This window comes from Flintibacter sp. SJQ-8, assembly GCF_054108085.1.
This window is the reverse complement of sequence record NZ_JBPJWR010000017.1, coordinates 129,799-147,762: the sequence shown is the minus strand read 5'-3', so window position 1 is coordinate 147,762 and position 17,964 is coordinate 129,799. Positions and strand designations below refer to the sequence as shown.

14 protein-coding genes and 1 pseudogene are annotated in these 17,964 nt (G+C 60.3%); 1 reads left to right on the top strand and 14 read right to left on the bottom strand.

Annotated features, from left to right (window positions below; genetic code table 11):
* Positions 1-18 precede the first annotated feature (18 nt).
* The 13 genes and pseudogenes from rpoB to ACSAMP_RS16380 form a co-directional block, all read right to left on the bottom strand.
* Positions 19-3,911, bottom strand: a pseudogene (gene rpoB, locus ACSAMP_RS16440) (DNA-directed RNA polymerase subunit beta).
* Between the two features lie 881 nt (positions 3,912-4,792).
* A complete protein-coding gene (locus ACSAMP_RS16435; protein WP_441796070.1) occupies positions 4,793-6,205 on the bottom strand; it encodes an aminopeptidase in 1,413 nt (470 codons plus the stop codon).
* Positions 6,206-6,251: 46 nt separating this feature from the next.
* The gene (coaE, locus tag ACSAMP_RS16430; RefSeq protein ID WP_457801074.1) at positions 6,252-6,860 is read right to left on the bottom strand and encodes a dephospho-CoA kinase; all 609 of its coding nucleotides are present in this window, start codon (positions 6,858-6,860) and stop codon (positions 6,252-6,254) included.
* A gap of 54 nt (positions 6,861-6,914) precedes the next feature.
* A complete protein-coding gene (locus ACSAMP_RS16425; protein WP_457801073.1) occupies positions 6,915-7,940 on the bottom strand; it encodes an L-threonylcarbamoyladenylate synthase in 1,026 nt (341 codons plus the stop codon).
* A gap of 43 nt (positions 7,941-7,983) precedes the next feature.
* Positions 7,984-8,637 (bottom strand): HAD family hydrolase, encoded by a 654-nt coding sequence (locus tag ACSAMP_RS16420; protein WP_441796073.1) that lies wholly within the window; start codon positions 8,635-8,637, stop codon positions 7,984-7,986.
* A gap of 13 nt (positions 8,638-8,650) precedes the next feature.
* Positions 8,651-8,908, bottom strand: a complete 258-nt coding sequence (locus ACSAMP_RS16415; protein WP_441796074.1) for a hypothetical protein — start codon at positions 8,906-8,908, stop codon at positions 8,651-8,653.
* A 27-nt stretch (positions 8,909-8,935) separates the two neighbouring features.
* The gene (prfA, locus tag ACSAMP_RS16410; protein ID WP_441796075.1) at positions 8,936-9,994 is read right to left on the bottom strand and encodes a peptide chain release factor 1; all 1,059 of its coding nucleotides are present in this window, start codon (positions 9,992-9,994) and stop codon (positions 8,936-8,938) included.
* Positions 9,995-10,082: 88 nt separating this feature from the next.
* Positions 10,083-10,715 carry a YdcF family protein gene (locus ACSAMP_RS16405; protein ID WP_457801072.1) on the bottom strand — a complete coding sequence of 211 codons (633 nt, stop codon included), beginning with the start codon at positions 10,713-10,715 and terminating at the stop codon, positions 10,083-10,085.
* Entirely contained in the window at positions 10,712-12,619 is a 1,908-nt protein-coding gene (abc-f, locus tag ACSAMP_RS16400; protein WP_441796077.1) for a ribosomal protection-like ABC-F family protein, read from the bottom strand. The genes ACSAMP_RS16405 and abc-f overlap by 4 nt, the downstream gene beginning before the upstream one ends.
* Before the next feature lie 63 nt (positions 12,620-12,682).
* The gene (locus ACSAMP_RS16395; protein ID WP_441796078.1) at positions 12,683-14,080 is read right to left on the bottom strand and encodes a UDP-N-acetylmuramoyl-tripeptide--D-alanyl-D-alanine ligase; all 1,398 of its coding nucleotides are present in this window, start codon (positions 14,078-14,080) and stop codon (positions 12,683-12,685) included.
* A gap of 5 nt (positions 14,081-14,085) precedes the next feature.
* A complete protein-coding gene (locus ACSAMP_RS16390; RefSeq protein ID WP_457801071.1) occupies positions 14,086-15,138 on the bottom strand; it encodes a D-alanine--D-alanine ligase in 1,053 nt (350 codons plus the stop codon).
* A 203-nt stretch (positions 15,139-15,341) separates the two neighbouring features.
* Positions 15,342-16,178, bottom strand: coding sequence for a DUF7687 domain-containing protein (locus ACSAMP_RS16385; protein WP_457801070.1), 837 nt, complete (start codon positions 16,176-16,178; stop codon positions 15,342-15,344).
* On the bottom strand, positions 16,175-16,381 hold the full coding sequence (locus ACSAMP_RS16380) for a helix-turn-helix domain-containing protein (RefSeq protein ID WP_457801089.1): 207 nt from the start codon (positions 16,379-16,381) through the stop codon (positions 16,175-16,177). Before ACSAMP_RS16380 ends, ACSAMP_RS16385 begins: the two co-directional genes overlap by 4 nt.
* A 103-nt stretch (positions 16,382-16,484) precedes the next feature.
* Here ACSAMP_RS16380 and ACSAMP_RS16375 point away from each other — a divergent pair, with 103 nt between their 5' ends.
* A complete protein-coding gene (locus ACSAMP_RS16375) occupies positions 16,485-17,342 on the top strand; it encodes a Dam family site-specific DNA-(adenine-N6)-methyltransferase (RefSeq protein ID WP_457801069.1) in 858 nt (285 codons plus the stop codon).
* 156 nt (positions 17,343-17,498) lie between these two features.
* On the opposite strand, the gene tnpA is transcribed toward ACSAMP_RS16375, so the two are convergent.
* Positions 17,499-17,960: an IS200/IS605 family transposase gene (gene tnpA, locus ACSAMP_RS16370; protein WP_457801068.1), complete on the bottom strand. Its 462-nt coding sequence runs from the start codon at positions 17,958-17,960 to the stop codon at positions 17,499-17,501.
* Positions 17,961-17,964 lie beyond the last annotated feature (4 nt).

Genomic DNA, 17,964 nt, shown 5'->3' with positions numbered 1-17,964 from the left:
TTCAATCTCCTCCCGTTCTCAGATATCCTCGTCAGAGCTCAGCCCGTCGTCAGAGCTGTCTCCGCCCTGGAGCTCCAGGGTCAGGTCGTCGTCGTCGTTGTCGCCCTTGAAGGTGAAGCCACCGGCGGCGGCAAAATCGGCATCGTCCTTCTGATAGGTGAACTCCTCGTCCCGGTCATAATAGTCATCCCGGGCGGGCTTGTAATCGTCCTCGTCATCGTCCTTCAGCTCGATCTCGTTGCCGTCGGCGTCCAGAACGCGGCATGTCCAGACACAGAGACTGAAGCTCCTTCATCAGGACCTTGAAGGACTCGGGCACGCCGGGCTTGGGCACGTTCAGGCCCTTCACAATGGCCTCATAGGTCTTCACACGGCCGGTCACGTCGTCGGACTTGACGGTCAGGATCTCCTGCAGGGTATAGGCGGCACCATAGGCCTCCAGAGCCCACACCTCCATCTCGCCGAAGCGCTGGCCGCCGAACTGGGCCTTGCCGCCCAGAGGCTGCTGGGTGACCAGGGAGTAGGGGCCGGTGGCGCGGGCGTGGATCTTATCGTCCACCAGGTGGTGCAGCTTCAGGAAGTAGACATAGCCCACGGTGACGGGGTTGTCGAACCGGCGGCCCGTGCGGCCATCATACAGCCAGTTCTTGCCGTCCACCAGGCGCAGGCGGCCCTCATGCTGCCAGATGTCGATCTGCTTGGTGTCGGCCATCTCCTCCTGGCTGAGCATCTGCATCCCGTCGCCCTCTTCGTCGGCCAGATACAGCTGCTTGCCGATGAGGGGCTCGTCCCGGCCCACCTCGCGGGCCAGACCGGCCAGCTTCAGGCACTCCTGGATGTCCGCCTCGTTGGCGCCGTTGAAGATGGGGGTGGCCACCTTCCAGCCCAGGGTCTTGGCGGCATAGCCCAGGTGGACCTCCAGCACCTGACCGATGTTCATACGGGAAGGCACGCCCAGGGGGTTCAGCACGATGTCCAGGGGGGTGCCGTCGGGCAGGAAGGGCATATCCTCCTGGGGCAGGATGCGGGAGACAACGCCCTTGTTGCCGTGACGGCCGGCCATCTTGTCGCCCACAGAGATCTTACGCTTCTGGGCGATGTAGACACGGACCACCTGGTTGACGCCGGGGCCCAGCTCGTCGCCGTTCTCACGGGTGAAGATCTTCACGTCCACCACGATACCGGCCTCGCCGTGGGGCACCTTCAAAGAGGTGTCACGGACCTCACGGGCCTTCTCGCCGAAGATGGCCCGCAGCAGCTTCTCCTCGGCGGTGGCCTCGGCCTCGCCCTTGGGGGTGACCTTGCCCACCAGATAGTCACCGGCGTGAATCTCAGCGCCCACGCGGATGATGCCGTGCTCGTCCAGGTCCTTCAGGGCGTCCTCGCCCACGTTGGGGATGTCGCGGGTGATGGTCTCGGGGCCCAGCTTGGTGTCACGGGACTCGGTCTCATACTCCTCGATGTGGATGGAGGTGAACACGTCGTCCTTCACCATGCGCTCGTTGAGCAGGATGGCGTCCTCGTAGTTATAGCCTTCCCAGGTCATAAAGCCCATGAGGATATTCCGGCCCAGGGCGATCTCGCCGTGGTCGGTGGAGGGGCCGTCGGCCAGCACGTCGTGATACTCCACCCGCTGACCGGCCTCCACGATGGGGCGCTGGTTGATACAGGTGGTGTGGTTGGAGCGCAGGTACTTGGTCAGGCGATACTCCTTGGTCTCGCCGTTGTCATAGGCCACGGTGATATACCGGGCAGAGACCTTGGTGACCACGCCGGGACCCTCGGCCAGAATGACGATCTCAGAGTCAATGCAGTTCTTGTGCTCCTGGCCGGTGGCCACGATGGGGGCCTCGGGCCGCAGCAGAGGCACGGCCTGACGCTGCATGTTGGCGCCCATCAGAGCGCGGTTGGCGTCGTCGTTCTGCAGGAAGGGGATCATGGCGGTAGCCACGGACACCATCATCTTGGGGGACACGTCCACATAGTCCACCTGGTGCTTATCCACGGAGATGGTCTCGTTGCGGCGGCGGCAGGTGATACGCTCGTTGACAAAGCAGCCGTTCTCGTCCAGGGGCTCGGTGGCCTGGCCCACGGTGAACTGGTCCTCCACGTCGGCGGTCATATACTCGATCTGGTCGGTGACCCGGCCGGTCTCCTTGTCCACCTTGCAGTAGGGGGCCTCGATAAAGCCGAAGCGGTTGATGCGGGCGTAGGAGGCCAGATAGGAGATCAGGCCGATGTTGGGACCTTCGGGGGTCTCGATGGGGCACAGACGGCCATAGTGGCTGTAGTGGATATCACGCACATCGAAGGAGGCGCGGTCACGGGACAGACCGCCGGGGCCCAGGGCGGACAGACGGCGCTTGTGAGTCAGCTCGGCCAGGGGGTTGGTCTGGTCCATGAACTGGGACAGGGGGCTGGAACCGAAGAATTCCTTGATGGCGGCGGTGACGGGCCGGATGTTGATCAGGCTCTGGGGGGTGACCACATCCAGGTCCTGGGTGGTCATGCGCTCGCGGATGACGCGCTCCATGCGGGAGAAGCCGATGCGGAACTGGTTCTGGATCAGCTCACCCACGCAGCGCAGGCGGCGGTTGCCCAGGTGGTCGATGTCGTCGGGGGTGCCCACGTGATGGGCCAGGCAGTTGAGATAGTTGATGGAGGCCATGATGTCAGGCACGGTGATGTGCTTGGGGATCAGGTCGTCGATGCGGTCCCGGATGGCGTCCTTCAGCTCCTCGCCGCTGAACTCGTCCAGCAGCTGGCTGAGCACGGGGAAATAGACCATCTCGTCCACGCCCACTTCGGCGGGGTCAAAGTCCACAAAGTCCTTCAGGTGGACCATGTTGTTGGAGAAGACGCGGATGGTCTTGCCGTCCATGTCCAGCAGGGCCTCGTTCACGCCGCAGTCGTCCAGCTGGTGGGCCCGCTCGGTAGTCAGGACCTCACCGGCCTCGGCGATGATCTCGCCGGTGCGGGGGTCGGCGATGGGCATGGCCAGCTTCTGGCCACGAATGCGGGCCCACAGGCCCATCTTTTTGTTGAACTTATAGCGGCCCACGGCGGACAGGTCATAGCGCCGGGGATCGAAGAAGGTGGCCTTCAGCAGAGACTCGGCGGAGCTCCACCGTGGGGGGCTCGCCGGGGCGCAGCTTGCGGTAGATCTCCAGCAGGGCCTCCTCATAGGTCTTGCAGGCGTCCTTCTCCAGGGTGGCCACGATGCGCTCGTCCTCGCCGAACATCCCGATGATCTCGGCGTCGGTGCGGGGGCCCAGGGCACGGATCAGGCAGGTGATGGGCAGCTTGCGGTTCTTGTCGATGCGGACATAGAAGATGTCGCTCAGGTCGGTCTCATACTCCAGCCAGGCGCCGCGATAGGGGATGACGGTGGTGGCATAGGTGTGGTTGTCGGCCTTGTCCTTGTTGTCGGCATAGTACATGCCGGGGGAACGGACGATCTGAGAGACGATAACGCGCTCGGCGCCGTTGATGACGAAGGTACCGGCCTGGGTCATGATGGGGAAATCTCCCATGAAGATCTCCTGCTCATTGATCTGGCCGTTCTGCTTGTTGCGCAGCTGCACCTTCACCTTGATGGGGGCGGCATAGGTGCAGTCCCGGGCCTTGCACTCCTCCACATCGTACTTGGGCTTCTCATCCATGGAGAAATCAATGAAGGACAGCTCCAGATTACCGGCATAGTCGGTGATGGAGCCCACGTCCTTGAACACGTCGCGCAGGCCGGTGTCCAGGAACCACTGATAGGAGGTCTTCTGCACCTCCAGCAGATTGGGCATCTCCAGGATCTCCTGGTACCGGGCAAAGCTCTTGCGCAGGGTCTTGCCATAGTACACGTCCTTGGCCCGCTGTTCCACCTTCTGGCGAACTTCGTCCATGTTTACCTTGACCATTTCTAAAAATCAACTCGCTTTCTGTTTGATCCACGGTTGGTTCTGTCGGGTTTCTCTCCCGGGTGCAGGGAAAAACGTCCGTGCCGCTTGTGATTTTGCACAATTCCGGTGGGGGATCGCTTTTCCGCACACCCGGCCAAGTGGTTTGTTTCCCTGTGTTTGCTCTTGTCATTTTTCCTCTGCCATGTTAAACTACGTTCACGGTCTAAGAGAGGAAGTTTCGCCCTGTTAGGCCATAAGAGCATTTTATTGTACCATGCCCACGCACGGCTGTCAAGGCCATGCGCTTTATTTTTGCCTATTTTTCCACATTTGTGGAAAACTCCCCGCTCCCCCGCCCTGCTCCGGCGGCGGATGGGGAAATTTTTTTGCCCTGGGGGCGTTTCTCTCTTCCAGGCAAACATCAGCGGCCCCGGGATTTTTTCCTCCCGGAGCCGCTGACAAATTTTCAGTATCTGCATTTTAAAGCCTTCTCCTGGGAGAAGGTGCCCCAGTGGGCACACTGGGGCGGATGAGGGGAACGCCAAAGGGCCTTGATCTCTGACGCCAGGACGGCTATAGCCTTCGCCCCGCAGGGGAGAAGGTGGCATGGCGCAGCCATGACGGATGAGGGGGACCCCGGAGGTACATACGCTGTCGCGGGCGGACACAGAGGTCCGCCCCTACGGCAAATCACGATGGCTCCTGTAGGGGCCGACCTCTGTGTCGGCCCGTCGATGACCACCGCACCAACGACACTCACCCTCATCCGACGCTGCGCGACACCTTCCCCCTGGGAGGGGGAAGGCTATACTCGTTTTATCGGGCACGCTCACTTATCGTGACCCGTCCCCTCATCCGGTCCCTTCGGGACCACCTTCCCCCAGGGGAAGGCTATTTTTTTACTTCGCCTCGAAGACCGCCTTCATGCCCTTGAAGGTCATATAGCAGTCCAGCTTGCCCACCGTCTCGAAGGGGGCGTGCATGGACAGCACGGGCACGCCGGCGTCCAGGGTGTCGATGTTCCGCTCGGCCATATAGACGGCCACGGTGCCGCCGCCGCCGGCGTCCACCTTGCCAAGCTCGGCCATCTGCCACACCACACCGGCGTTATCCAGGGTGGCCCGGATATAGGCCACCAGCTCGGCGGAGGCGTCGCTGGCCCCGGACTTGCCCCGGGCCCCGGTGTACTTGCACAGGCCCATGCCATAGTTCACCATGGCGCTGTTGCGCTTTTCATACACCTCGGCAAAGTTGGGGTCATAGGCCGCCGTCACGTCGGCGGACAGACAGAAGGACTTCTCATAGCAGGCCCGCAGGGGCACGTTCTGCCCGGCGCACAGGTCCTCCATAAAGGTGTCGAAGGCGGCGGACTTCATGCCGGACACGCCCTCAGAGCCGATCTCCTCCTTGTCGGCCAGCATACACACGGCGGTGCGCTCCGGGGTGCCCAGCTGGAGCAGGGCAGCCAGGGCGGCATAGGCGCACACCCGGTCATCGTGGCCATAGGAGCCGATGAGGGAGCGGTCAAAGCCGATGTCCACAGCGGAGAAGGCGGGCACGGCGCACAGCTCGGCGGAGATGAAGTCCTCCTCCACGATGCCATACTTCCGGTTCAGCAGCTCCAGAACGGCGATCTTCACCCGGTCGCTGCCCTCGTCGTCGGCCAGGGGGCGGCTGCCCACCAGCAGATTCAGGCTCTCAGCGGGGATGGCCTCCCCCAGGGGCTTGCGGGACTGCTCGGCCCCCAGGTGGGGCAGCAGGTCGTCGATGGTGAACTGGGGGTCCCCCTCCCCGTTGCCGATGGACACCCGGATGGTCTGGCCGCTCTTCAGGGCCACCACGCCGTGGAGCTCCAGGGGGATGGTCACCCACTGATACTTGCGGATGCCGCCATAGTAGTGGGTCTTCAGGAACGCCAGCTCGTCGCTCTCATAGAGGGGGTTCTGCTTTAAGTCCAGGCGGGGGGAGTCGATGTGGGCCGCGCCGATGTTCACGCCCTCGGCCAAACCCCGGCGGCCAATGACCGCCAGCATGATGGCCTTGCCCCGGTTCACCTGATAGAACTTGTCCCCGGGCTTTACCGCCATGCCCCGGACAAAGGGCTTGAAGCCCGCGGCCTGGGCCATGGACACGGTGCGCTCCACGCACTCCCGCTCCGTCTTTCCGTTGTCCAAAAACTGCTTATAGCCCTCGCAATAGGCGTCCATGGCCTCCAGCTCGCCGGGGGCCAGACGGTCATAGCCGTTCTTCTTCTGATAGGCCAGGGTCTTGCGCAGGGCCTCGCCCCGGCTGGTCTCCTTGTTCTCGTCCATAATGAAACTCCTCCTTGTTCAAGTTTCGTTTCTGTTCCCGGGCCGCTTACCGGCCCTTGTGTTCCTGTAAGATGCGCTCCAGCAGGGCCCGGGCCTTGGCCCCGAACTCCTCCGCCGTGGCGCAGTCGTTGACTAAAGTATACCCGCAGGCGTCCCGATAAAATGCGTCGCTATGCTGGGCGGCCACCCGGGCACGGGCGTACTCCTCCGGGATGCCCTCCCGGGCCATGATGCGGCCCACCCGCACCTCCGCCGGAGCGGTGACAGCCAGGGTGGCGTCGCACAGGTCGGCCAGGCCGTTTTCGATCAGGCGGATGGCGTCGATGGCCGCTGCCGGGCGGCCCTCTTGCTCCGCCGCCGCCAGCCGGGTCTTCAGCGCCCGGTCAATATAGGGGGCGGCGATGGCGTTCAAATCGGCCATGGCGGCCTGGTCGTGAAAGACCACCCCGCCCAGCTTCTTCCGGTCAAAGCGCCCGTCCGCCCCGGTGAGGGGGCCGAACCGGCTCTCTAACGCATGGCGCAGGCCGTCGTCCTCCTCCAAAAGCTGATGATACACCGCGTCCGCGTCCAGCACGCAGCCCCCCAGGGCCTCCAGCTGGTTCAGCGCCGTGGTCTTTCCCGCCCCTGTGGGGCCGGTGATGCCGATGACGATCATGATAAATCCTCCGTTTTCATCCCCAATGCCTTTCCCGTCAGGGAAAGGCATTTTTCATACCCGGATGATGTGAAAGCCCGCCGCCTTGTTCAGGCGGTTGGCGATGGCCAGACCGATGCCGCCGGTGTCGGGGCACTGGGCCCAGATGGCGGTGACGGCGGTGTGGTCAAAGGCCCGCAGGGCGTCGAAGATGTGCCGGGCCTGCTCCCCCTTGTCCCCGGCGGGGCCCAGGTCCATGACGGGCCGGGTCTGGTGCCCCTTCGTGAACAGGTCCTTGAACTCGTCAAAGCAGATGACCCCGTCCTCCGGGGCGGCGTGGGCGGCGATGTACTCTGCCGCTTTTTTGGGCTCCCCGGCCACCACGGTCACGGGGGCCTTGGGGGCATAGTGGCGGTATTTCATGCCGGGGGCCTTGGGCTGCTCCCCCGCCCCCATCAACCGGGTGACGGCGGGGTCCACCTCTACTTCACCCAGGGCGTCCCGCAGCTGCTCCAGGGTCACCCCGCCGGGGCGGAGGAGGCGCGGGGGCGTGCAGGTCAGGTCGATGATGGTGGACTCCACCCCCACGGCGCAGGGGCCGCCGTCCACGATGGCGTCGATCTTCCCGTCCATGTCCTCCAGCATGTGCCCCGCCGTGGTGGGGCTGGGCCGGCCGGAGGTGTTCCCCGAGGGGGCCGCGATGGGCACGTCCGCCGCCGCGATGATCGCCCGGCACAGGGGGTGGGCCGGGCAGCGCATCCCCACCGTGTCCAGCCCCGCCGTGACCACGTCGGGCACCAGGGGTCTGCGGGGCAGGATCATGGTCATGGGGCCGGGCCAGAACCGCTCTGCCAGGGTCCAGGCCGCCGCCGGGATGTCCTGACAGCAGCGCTCCAGCCAGCCCGGCTCCGGGATGTGGAGAATGAGGGGGTTATCCTGGGGGCGGCCCTTGGCCTGGAAAATGTGGGCCACCGCCTCCGGGTCAAACCCGTTGGCCCCCAGACCGTACACCGTCTCCGTGGGGATACCCACCAGGCCGCCTTTTTGAAGGATCTCCGCCGCTCTGGGGACATCCTGTTCCGTTAAAAGCTCTGTTTTCAATGTGAGGACCTCGTTTTCTTATGGAAAGGACTACGCTTTTTGCTCATTGCCCTAAAATGACCCGCTCCAGCTCCTCCGGGGTCTGGACCAGCACGTCCGCCCCCTCGGTCTCCAGCTCCTGGCGGGAGCGGAAGCCCCACAGCACGCCGCAGCCGGTAAGACCGCCGTTTTTGGCGGTGCGGATGTCCACGTTGCTGTCCCCCACGAACAGGGTGTTCTCCCTGGTGGCGTTCATGCGCTCCATCAGCTTATGCAGCAGAGTGGGGTCGGGCTTGGTGGGCATTCCGGGCAGGGCCCCCTGCACTGTGGGGAACAGCCCCGGATAATAGGCATTTACCACCGGGCGGGCCATGGGGTCTGCTTTGTTGGTCAGCACAGCCATGTTCACCCCCGCAGCCTTCAGCCGGGCGATGAGATCCACCATACCGGGATAGGCGGCGGTCTTGTCCTCCTTATGGGCGTCGTACCGGGCAGAGAACTGGGCCAGGGCCTCTTTCAGGGTGGCCTGGTCCCGGGCCTGCTCCGGGGCAAAGCGCTCCACCAGCTTGGGGATGCCGTTGCCCACCATGCGCTTATATTCCTCCACGGTGTGCTCCGGCCAGCCCCGCTGGGCGCACACCCAGTTGCCCGCGTCGGCCAGGTCGTCAATGGTGTTCAGCAGAGTGCCGTCCAGATCAAAGATCACATTCTGATACATGCCGCGCCTCCGCTTATTCGTAGATGCCGATCTCCATGCCGCCGATCTCGATCTTGGTGGTGGGGTCAAAGGCGGCGCGCTGGAGATAGGCCTTCACGGCGATCTGGGCGAACTTGGGGTTCACCTTTTCGTCCTCCAGGTCCAGGTCGATGCGGCCCTGCTCGCCGCCGCACACGCGTCCACCCTCCTCCAGCACTTCGTTCAGTTCGCCGACGATATCGGCCAGTTCCTTGTCCTGGGGCAGCTGCGTGTAGTGAATATAGATGTCCATGGGTTCCAACTCCTTTGGTTTTTTTGCTCAAGTCTGTTCGTTCAGCCGCTGGGCCTGATCGGCGGCGGCCAGGGCATCCATCAGCTCGTTCAGGTCGCCGTTCATGATGCTGTCTATTTTATATAGCGTCAGGCCGATGCGGTGGTCCGTCACCCGGCCCTGGGGAAAGTTATAGGTGCGGATGCGCTCGTTTCGCATCCCGGAGCCGATCTGGCTGCGGCGCTGGGCGGTGTACTCCGAGGATATCTTCTCCTGCTCCGCCTCGTATAGGCGAGAGGCCAAGATGCGCATGGCCTTGTCCCGGTTCTGGAACTGGCTGCGCTCCTGCTGGCACTCCACCACCGTGCCCGTGGGCCGGTGGATCAGCCGCACGGCGGAGGAGGTCTTGTTCACGTGCTGGCCCCCCGCGCCGCTGGAGCGGAACACCTGCATCTCGATATCCGCCATGTCCAATCGCACGTCCGCCGTCTCCATCTCGGGCAGCACGGCCACGGTGACGGTGGAGGTGTGGACCCGCCCGCCGGACTCGGTCTCGGGCACCCGCTGCACCCGGTGGACGCCGCTCTCATATTTCAGCCGGGAGAAAGCCCCCTCCCCCTCGATGGTGAAGGAGATCTCTTTCACGCCCCCAAGCTCGGTCTCGCTGACGGAGTCCACCTCCGCCCGCCAGCCCCGGCGCTCGGCGTACATGGCATACATGCGATAGAGGGAGTGGGCGAACAGGGCCGCCTCCTCCCCCCCTACCCCGGCCCGGATCTCCACAATGACGTTCTTGTGGTCGTTGGGGTCCTTGGGCAGCAGCAGAATTTGAATTTCCCGCTCCAGCCGGGGGATGTCCTTCAGGGCCTGGTCATATTCCTCCTGGGCCAGCTCCCGCATCTCCGGGTCGCCCAGCAGCGCATGGGCCTGGTCCCGGGCCTCCAGCGCCTGCTGATAGGTGCGGAAGGTCTCCACCAGGGGGGCAAGCTCCGCCTGCTCCTTGTTCAGCCGGGCCACCTGGGCCGGGTCGTCATAGGTCTCCGGCGCGGCCAGCCGGGCCTCGATCTGGCTGTATTTCGCCTCGATGGCAATGAGTTTGTCCAGCATAGCTGCGCCTCCTTTAGTCAGTATGGGTCGGGCCGATGGGGACATCGGCCCCTACTAAGCCTTCTCCTGGGAGAAGGCTTTCTATCCCTCACCGGTCCACCATAAACGACTTCACCAGCGCCAACGGCTCCCGCAGGTACATTTTCAGGCGGGAGGGCAGGTGGCTCTCCGGGGCGGCCAGGGTGGACACCTCGTCAAACCCGCACCGCTGGGCCAGCATTCTGGCCCGGGTGAGGTGGAAGCCGTTGGACACCACCACCACCTGGGTCTGGGCCGGGTCCATATTCTCCTCTGAGAGCAGCTTAGCGGCGTTCTCTAAATTCTGATGGGTGTTGTGGGAGTCCTCGTCCAACAAAATATTCCGTTTGCTCACGCCGTTCTCCGTGAGATAGTCGGCGATGGCCTGGGCCTCGCTCTCCGGCTCGTCGGCCCCCTGGCCGCCGCAGGCCACCACCGTCATGTCCGGGTGGTCCTGTAAATAGGCCAGGGCCGTGTCCAGCCGGTCCTGGAGCAGCACCGACGGGCCCCAGGGCTTGACCTGGCAGCCCAGGACGATCATCACCTGGGGATCGCCGCTGACCGAAGCGTGTGCCCCGGAGAGCACCACCCCCAGCAGCGCGGCAAAGACCATCGCCCCTGCCAAGATCAAGGTCAGCAGGGCGTTCAGCCAACGGGGTCGGCGGCCCTTATAGCTGGCCACCTCGATCTTGGGTCTGCTCATCCTCTCGCCTCCTCCAGCTGGGCGGACAGGTCCTCCCACTTGCCATAGAGCTTCAGAATTTCCTCCTCCAGGGCCTCCTTCTGTTCATACAGGTCCTGGAGCTTTAGATAATCGGCGGCGGCGGCCTCCATCTCCTGGGTCAGGTCGAACATCCGCTCCTCCGCCTTGGCCACGGCCCGCTCGGCGGCGGCCACCTCCTTCTCCAGATTCTTAGTGCCGCCGGGGCGTTTTGGCTTCTCTTTCTTTTCCTTGGGAGCCTGAGCCTGGACCTGGGCGGCGGGCTGGGGCTGGTTCTTCTGCCGCTGGCGCATGGCCAGATACTCCTGATAGGTGCCCTTAAAGTCGGTAATGTGTCCGCCCTCCAGCATCCAGATGCGGGTGGCGAAGCGGTCGATGAAATAGCGGTCATGGGAGACGAAGAGCAGGTTGCCCTCATACTCCTCCACCGCCTCCTCGATCCACTCCCGGCTCTGGATGTCCAGGTGGTTGGTGGGCTCGTCCAAAATCAACAGATTGATCTTGGCGTCCATGAGCATGCACAGCCGCAGGCGGGACTGCTCCCCGCCGGACAGGGCGGACACGGGCTTGAACACGTCCTCCCCCTTGAACTGAAAGGCGGCCAGGCGGTTCCGGGCGGTCTGTGCCGTGCAGTCCAGGTCATAGATCATGGTGTCCACCAGACTGCGCTCCGGGTGGTCAAAGTGGATGATCTGGGGCAGATAGCCGATCTTCACCGTGGGACCCAGGCGCAGCTTGCCCTCATCGGGGCTCTCCTCCCCCATCAGGATCTTGATGAGGGTGGACTTGCCCGTGCCGTTGTCCCCCAGCAGGGCGATGCGCTCGCCCCCGGCCACCTCTAAATTCACGTCGTCAAACAGGGTGCGGCTGCCGAAGGATTTTTTCAGGTGCTTGATGGTCAGCACCTCGTCCCCCCGGAACTCCCGCTCCCCAAAGCGGACCTCCATCTTCCGGGCCTTCTTGGGCCGGTCGGTCACCCGCATCCGCTCGATGCGCTTTTCCATGGACTGGGCCCGTTTGAACGTCTTGTCCATGCCGGAATAGGCCCAGGTGCGCAGCTGCTCGGCGGCCTTCTCCAGCTGCTGGATCTTGGCCTGCTCCTTCTCATACTGGCGCTGGCGCTCCTCAAAGCGGCGCTCCTTCTCCACGGCGTAAAAGCTGTAGTTGCCGGAATAGAACTCCGCCTTGCCCTCCTGGATCTCGATGACCCGGTCCACCACCTTGTCCAGGAAGTAGCGGTCATGGGACACGGTGAGCACGGTGCCCTTGAACTTCTCCAGATACTCCTCCAGCCACTCGGTGGCCCGCAGGTCCAGGTGGTTCGTCGGCTCGTCCAGCAGCAGGATGTCCGTGTCCTCTAAGATCAGGCGGCCCAGGTTCACCCGGGTCTTCTCCCCGCCGGACAGCTTGTCAAAGGGCCGCTGGCGCATCTGGGCGGAGATGGACAGGCCGTTGCACACCTTGTTCTTGTTGGTGTCCATCTCATAGCCGCCCCCGGCCTGGAATGCGGCGGTGAGCTTGTCATACCGGGCCATGGCGGCCTGGTCCTCCCCCTGGCCCATGGTCTCGGCCAGCTGGGTCATCTCCCGCTCCATGGCGTGGAGATCGGCAAAGGCGTCGTCCAGCACGTCCTCCACGGTATAGCCCGCGGGATAGACGGGAATTTGAGAGATCAGGCCCACCCGCTTGCCCGGGGCGATGACCACCTCTCCCTCGTCATAGTCCATCACGCCGGTGAGAATGCGCAGCAGGGTCGTCTTGCCGCAGCCATTCGGCCCCAGCAATCCGACCCGTTCCCCTGAGTCCACCTGAAAGGTGAGCCCGTCTAAAATTTTACTGCCAACCTCGAATTCCTTCACCAGGTTGGTCACGGAAATGTCGATCATAGCGTCCTCGCATCATAACCATCGTAAGGGCCGATGCGGACATCGGCCCCTACGCGGCAGTCTTTAATTCTTGGCCGGGGTGGTGTGCTCCATCAGGAAGGCGGTCAGTTCCTCCATCTGCATCCCCCGGGAGGCCTTTACCAGGATGGTGCTGTCCGGGCGGATGATCTGCTCCAGCAGGGCCTTGGCCCCCTCCTTGTCCGGGCAGTGGTGGACCTGGGGCACGCCGGAGTCCTGGGCGCCCTGGGCGATATAGGCGGACATCTCCCCCACGGCGATGAGACAGTCGATCTTCTCCCGGCCCAGGCACTCGCCCACCTCGGTGTGCAGGGCGGGGGCGAAGGGCCCCAGCTCCAGCATGTCGCCCAGCACGGCGGCCTTCCAGGTGCTGTGACTGTCGGCCAGCACGCTGATGGCCGCCCGCATGGACTGGGGATTGGCGTTATAGGTGTCATCCAGAATGGTGATCTGCCCGTCCCGGCGGAGGATGTTCATGCGCATCCGGGTGGGGACGAACCGGGTCAGCCCCTGCTGGATCTCGTCGGCGGTCAGGCCGAAGAACTCCCCGATGGCCGAGGCGGTAAGGGCGGGATAGATCATGTGCTCCCCCAGGGCGGGAATGCGCACCTGGCGGTCCATGTTGGGGGTGGTCAGGCGGCAGAGGATGTGGCTCTCCCCGTCGCCGCCCACGGTCTGGGCGCGGTAGTCCAGGCCCTCCCCCTGGCCGCAGAACACGGTCTTCACGGGGGTGTGGCCCCGCAGAGAAGCCAGCATGGGGTCGTCCCCGTTGAGCACCAGCAGACCGTCCTTCTGAATATGGGGCAGCAGCTCGCACTTGGCCTTGAAGATGTTCTCCCGGCTGCCCAGCCGCTCGATGTGGGCGTCGCCGATGTTGGTGATCACGCCCACGTTGGGCCGAACGATGTCGGCCAGATAGTCGATCTCGCCCGGGCGGTCCATGCCCATCTCCAGCACGCACACCTGCACGGTGCGGTCCAGGCGCAGGATGGTCAGGGGCAGACCGATGTTGTTGTTGAAGTTCCCCTCGGTCTTCAGCACCCGGAACCGGGTGCCCAGCACGGCGGCGATCATGTCCTTGGCCGTGGTCTTGCCCACGCTGCCGGTGACGGCCACAAAGGGGATGTCGAACCGGGATTTATACCAGGCGGCCAGGTCCCGCAGCGCCCGCTGGGTGTTGGCCACCTTTACATAGAACTTATCCTCCCGATAGCTCTCCCGCTCCCGGGCGGTAAGACAGCCCACCGCGCCGCTCTCCAGGGCGGCGTTGATATAGGCGTGGCCGTCGAACCGGTCCCCCACCAGGGGGATGAACAGGGAGCCGGGGTGCATGTTCCGGCTATCTGTATCTACCTTTTGGATGATGGCAGATGTATTCTGAAAGGGGCCAAGCAGGGTGCCGTTCACGGCCTGAAGCAGCTGGCCCAGGGTGATCTCTTCCACAGGCTTCAGACCCCCTCTCTTCTGGCTTCCAGGGACTTCTGGATGATGATCTCGCACAGCTGGCCATAGTCGATGCCCACCACAGCGGCCTCCTGAGGCACCAGACTGGTGGGGGTCATACCGGGCAGGGTGTTGATCTCCAGGAAATAGGGGGTTCCGTCCTCCGTAACGATAAAGTCCGCCCGGGAATACACCGCCAGCCCCACCGTCTGGAACACGGTGAGAGCCGCCTGGCCCACTTTTTCCTCCCACTCCTGGGGGATATCAGCGGGGCAGACATCCAGGGCCGCACCGGGCTGATACTTGTTCTCATAGTCATAAAAGCCCTGCTTGGGGATGATCTCGATGGAGGGCAGGGCCTTGCCGTCCAGCACGGCCACCTGGATCTCCCGGCCCTGGATATACTGCTCCAGCACCGTGCGGCCGCCCAGGCGGATGCTCTCCGTCAGGGCGTGGCGCAGCTCTTGGCGGGTCTTGGCGATGAACACGCCGATGGAGGAGCCGCTGGCGATGGGCTTTACCACCACGGGCAGCTGGGTTTCAGCCGTCAGGGCGTCCACATTCTCCTCCGTCACCGTCACGGTCTGCCACTTGGGGGTGGTCACTTTTCCGGCCACCAGCTGCTTGGTCATGTCCTTGTCCATGGCGATGGCCGAGCCCAGATAGCCCGAGCCGGTGTAGGGCACGCCTAGCAGGTCCAGGGCAGCCTGGATGCGGCCATCCTCGCCGCAGGCCCCGTGGAGGGCCAGATAGACCACGTCCGCCCCGGCGCACAGGTCCAGCACCCCGGGCCCGATGGCGGAGGGGCTTTGGGTCTTGCGGCTGGCGCGCACCTGGTCCAGGTCGGGGGCCTGGCGGCTCACATGGAGAAATTCCTCCGGGATGGGAGCGCCATACAGGGCCTCCGGCTCCTTGTCCCAGTCATCCAATCCAAAAAACAGATCGACCAGCGCCACCTGGTGGCCCCGGTCCCGCAGCGCCTGGCACACCAGCGCGCCGGAGGACAGGGATACATTGCGTTCCGGGCTGAGTCCCCCGGCCAGTACCACGATCTTCATATTCAACAGCACCTCGTTTTTCCTTTTCGGCACACTTATCGCATGATACACTATATGCTAGCTGAACATTTTAGCACATCCCCCGTCAATACGCAAGCCGGGGAAGGATTTTTCCATATAACACAAAACAAATATCCCTAGCAATATATTCGCAAAATAATACCTCACGGTCATGCGCCCCGTGAGGTATCATTGCTATCGCTTTACAGCATAGATTTTAATAATTCAGGCCATCTGTCAAAAACTTCTCTGCCAACAATCACTTCGTCCACCAACCCCATATTCAGTGCGTCAATAATACGGCAGAGATACGATTTTCCTTTCGTCCACCACGTTTGATAAGCATCTACAAACAACACATGGTAAATCTTTTCTCCCGTTCTTTCATATAATTCTTTAAACTCATACCCATCGAGTTGTGTTTCATAAACTCCGTCTGCTACACGGCTTCCAAATGTCGTTGCGTAATAATATTCTTTTATCTCCCACACCATCTTCGGATTCTTGATACTAGGATATGCACCATCGAACCTACGCGAAGAAACTCCGAGTAGCGCTCCGTTATCGTTATGCATACGTGTCAAGCCTTTAGGATCATCGTCAAATCCAAGGCCAGACACATTTGGCAATGCTTCACGAATTGTTTTCTCTGCAAGTATGTTAACAGCTGCCGTAAAATAAGAAATCTGTTTTTTGTCACCTTTTTGCTTATTTTGCGGGATTTTACAGAGAAAATCTTCTCGGTCATGTAATTGCAGAAGTGGACAGCATTCGGTGCGGGCTTGTTCTGCATTCATAAGCATGGACTCTACGAAATTATTCAAAATATCTGCACGCATATTCAAATAATTGATTACGGGTTCAAGCATTTCATCTGGTATATTAATATTTTCTTTTTTGCATAGCCCTTTGATTTGCTTTTCAGAATAGTTACGAACAATACCTTTTCCTCGTTTTGTATAGCCTAGTTTCTCTGAAATAAACTTGACAAATGCCCAAAATTCTATTGACATATTTTGAAATTCAGAAAACGCCCTCATTCTCTCTCTGCCTCCTCAAACAACTCCGTTATAGAAACATTTAATGCACATGCGATTCTAGAAATGTTCTCTAATGATACGTTTCTCTTCCCTAATTCCACATCGCTAATGTATGTACGATGCAGGGTACACAGATCAGCGAGCTTCTCTTGAGAAATGTTCCGTTCTCGACGAAGTTTCCTAATCGCTCTTCCAAAACGCATTAGAATTGTCTCAGACATCACTTGACACCCCCGCATATGTAAATTATAATTAGATTGTCTATTATAAGTCTACAGACTATAAGTTACGAAACGGAGCCGTTTTATGATTCCTGCATTGCTAAAATGGATCGGAAACAAACAGCGCTTTGCTGAAACCATTGTTTCATATATGCCAGATGAATTTGTAAATTACTACGAGCCCTTTTTAGGTAGTGGTGCCGTAATGGCTGAACTACTCCATGCGGACAGCAATAAGATATATCCTCATCTGATACACGCCTACGGCAGTGATATACTCCCTTTTCTTATTGATGTATTTAATTATACAAAAGATTCCCCAAATCAATTAATCGATTACTACACCAAACAAATCGATGAATATTACCTCTCCCCAGTTGAAAAATACAACGAAATTAAAGACAGATTCAACTCTAATCATAACGGATTGGATTTCTGTGTGCTCTCTCGGACTTGCTATTCTGGAATCATCCGCTTCAGAAAAGCTGATGGATACATGAGTACCCCAAAAGGTCCTCATTCTCCAATAAAACCAACCACATTTAAAAATCGTGTTCTTCAGTGGCATGAATTGCTTGACAAGGCAAGTTTTCAAACCGAAAGTTTTATAACCGCAATGGATAAACCCACAGCAGGCGATGTTGTATATTGCGACCCTCCTTATACTCATTCTCAAAGCATTATCTATGGGGCTCAGAGTTTTAATATCAACGACTTATGGATTAAGATTGACGAATGTAAGCGTCGCGGTGCCAAAGTAATGCTTTCTATCAACGGAATGCGAGAGTCCAGAAAAAAGAACATCTCTGTTGAAATTCCACAGGGGCTTTTTGCGCGGAAGATTATAATTGATTGCGGGACATCTATGATTGATCGGCTACAGAGTTCCGGCAAAGAAATGATTGGTGAAAAAGTTGACGATCTGCTCTTACTAACCTGGTAATCATATATACCCATTCTGATTATATTTTCTTTGCAATTTTAGATATAATAAATATCCCCCGGCAAAGCCGGGGGTATTTCATATGCGGGCAAAGCCCTTTGTTCCTCGCATAACGCGTTAACGCGTAAGTACGGTCTGCCAGCCGCGTCAGGCTTGTTACTTGCGACCCGTAAACGGGCTGCTTCCGCCTATCGTCAGCTGCTCACCCATCTCGTCTTCCTTCAGCTGATTCTTAGTGTACTCTTTGATTCGGTTCGCATTCTTCCCTGCCGTGTCCACATAGTACCCACGGCACCAAAATTCACGGCTCCGATACTTGTACTTCAATTCTCCGAACTGCTCGTACAACATCGTACTGCTCTTCCCTTTCAAGTATCCCATAAAGCTCGACACCGAATACTTCGGCGGAATCTCTACCAGCATATGCACATGGTCCGGGCACACTTCTACCTCTATGATCTTCACATGCTTCCACTCACACAGCTGCCACAGAATCTTTCCCACCGCCAGCCGCTTTTCTTTATAAAATACCTTTCTCCTATATTTCGGGGCAAATACTATGTGATACTTGCAGTTCCACTTCGTATGCGATAAACTGTTTATGTCATTCAGTCCCATCCTG

Excerpts from the sequence above, each read along its gene's own strand:
- ACSAMP_RS16435 (WP_441796070.1), bottom strand. The coding sequence starts at position 6,205 with ATGGACGAGAACAAGGAGACCAGCCGGGGCGAGGCCCTGCGCAAGACC.
- coaE (WP_457801074.1), bottom strand. The coding sequence starts at position 6,860 with ATGATCGTCATCGGCATCACCGGCCCCACAGGGGCGGGAAAGACCACG.
- ACSAMP_RS16420 (WP_441796073.1), bottom strand. The coding sequence starts at position 8,637 with ATGTATCAGAATGTGATCTTTGATCTGGACGGCACTCTGCTGAACACC.
- ACSAMP_RS16415 (WP_441796074.1), bottom strand. The coding sequence starts at position 8,908 with ATGGACATCTATATTCACTACACGCAGCTGCCCCAGGACAAGGAACTG.
- prfA (WP_441796075.1), bottom strand. The coding sequence starts at position 9,994 with ATGCTGGACAAACTCATTGCCATCGAGGCGAAATACAGCCAGATCGAG.
- ACSAMP_RS16405 (WP_457801072.1), bottom strand. The coding sequence starts at position 10,715 with ATGAGCAGACCCAAGATCGAGGTGGCCAGCTATAAGGGCCGCCGACCC.
- abc-f (WP_441796077.1), bottom strand. The coding sequence starts at position 12,619 with ATGATCGACATTTCCGTGACCAACCTGGTGAAGGAATTCGAGGTTGGC.
- ACSAMP_RS16390 (WP_457801071.1), bottom strand. The coding sequence starts at position 15,138 with ATGAAGATCGTGGTACTGGCCGGGGGACTCAGCCCGGAACGCAATGTA.
- ACSAMP_RS16385 (WP_457801070.1), bottom strand. The coding sequence starts at position 16,178 with ATGAGGGCGTTTTCTGAATTTCAAAATATGTCAATAGAATTTTGGGCA.
- ACSAMP_RS16380 (WP_457801089.1), bottom strand. The coding sequence starts at position 16,381 with ATGCGTTTTGGAAGAGCGATTAGGAAACTTCGTCGAGAACGGAACATT.
- ACSAMP_RS16375 (WP_457801069.1), top strand. The coding sequence starts at position 16,485 with ATGATTCCTGCATTGCTAAAATGGATCGGAAACAAACAGCGCTTTGCT.
- tnpA (WP_457801068.1), bottom strand. The coding sequence starts at position 17,960 with ATGGGACTGAATGACATAAACAGTTTATCGCATACGAAGTGGAACTGC.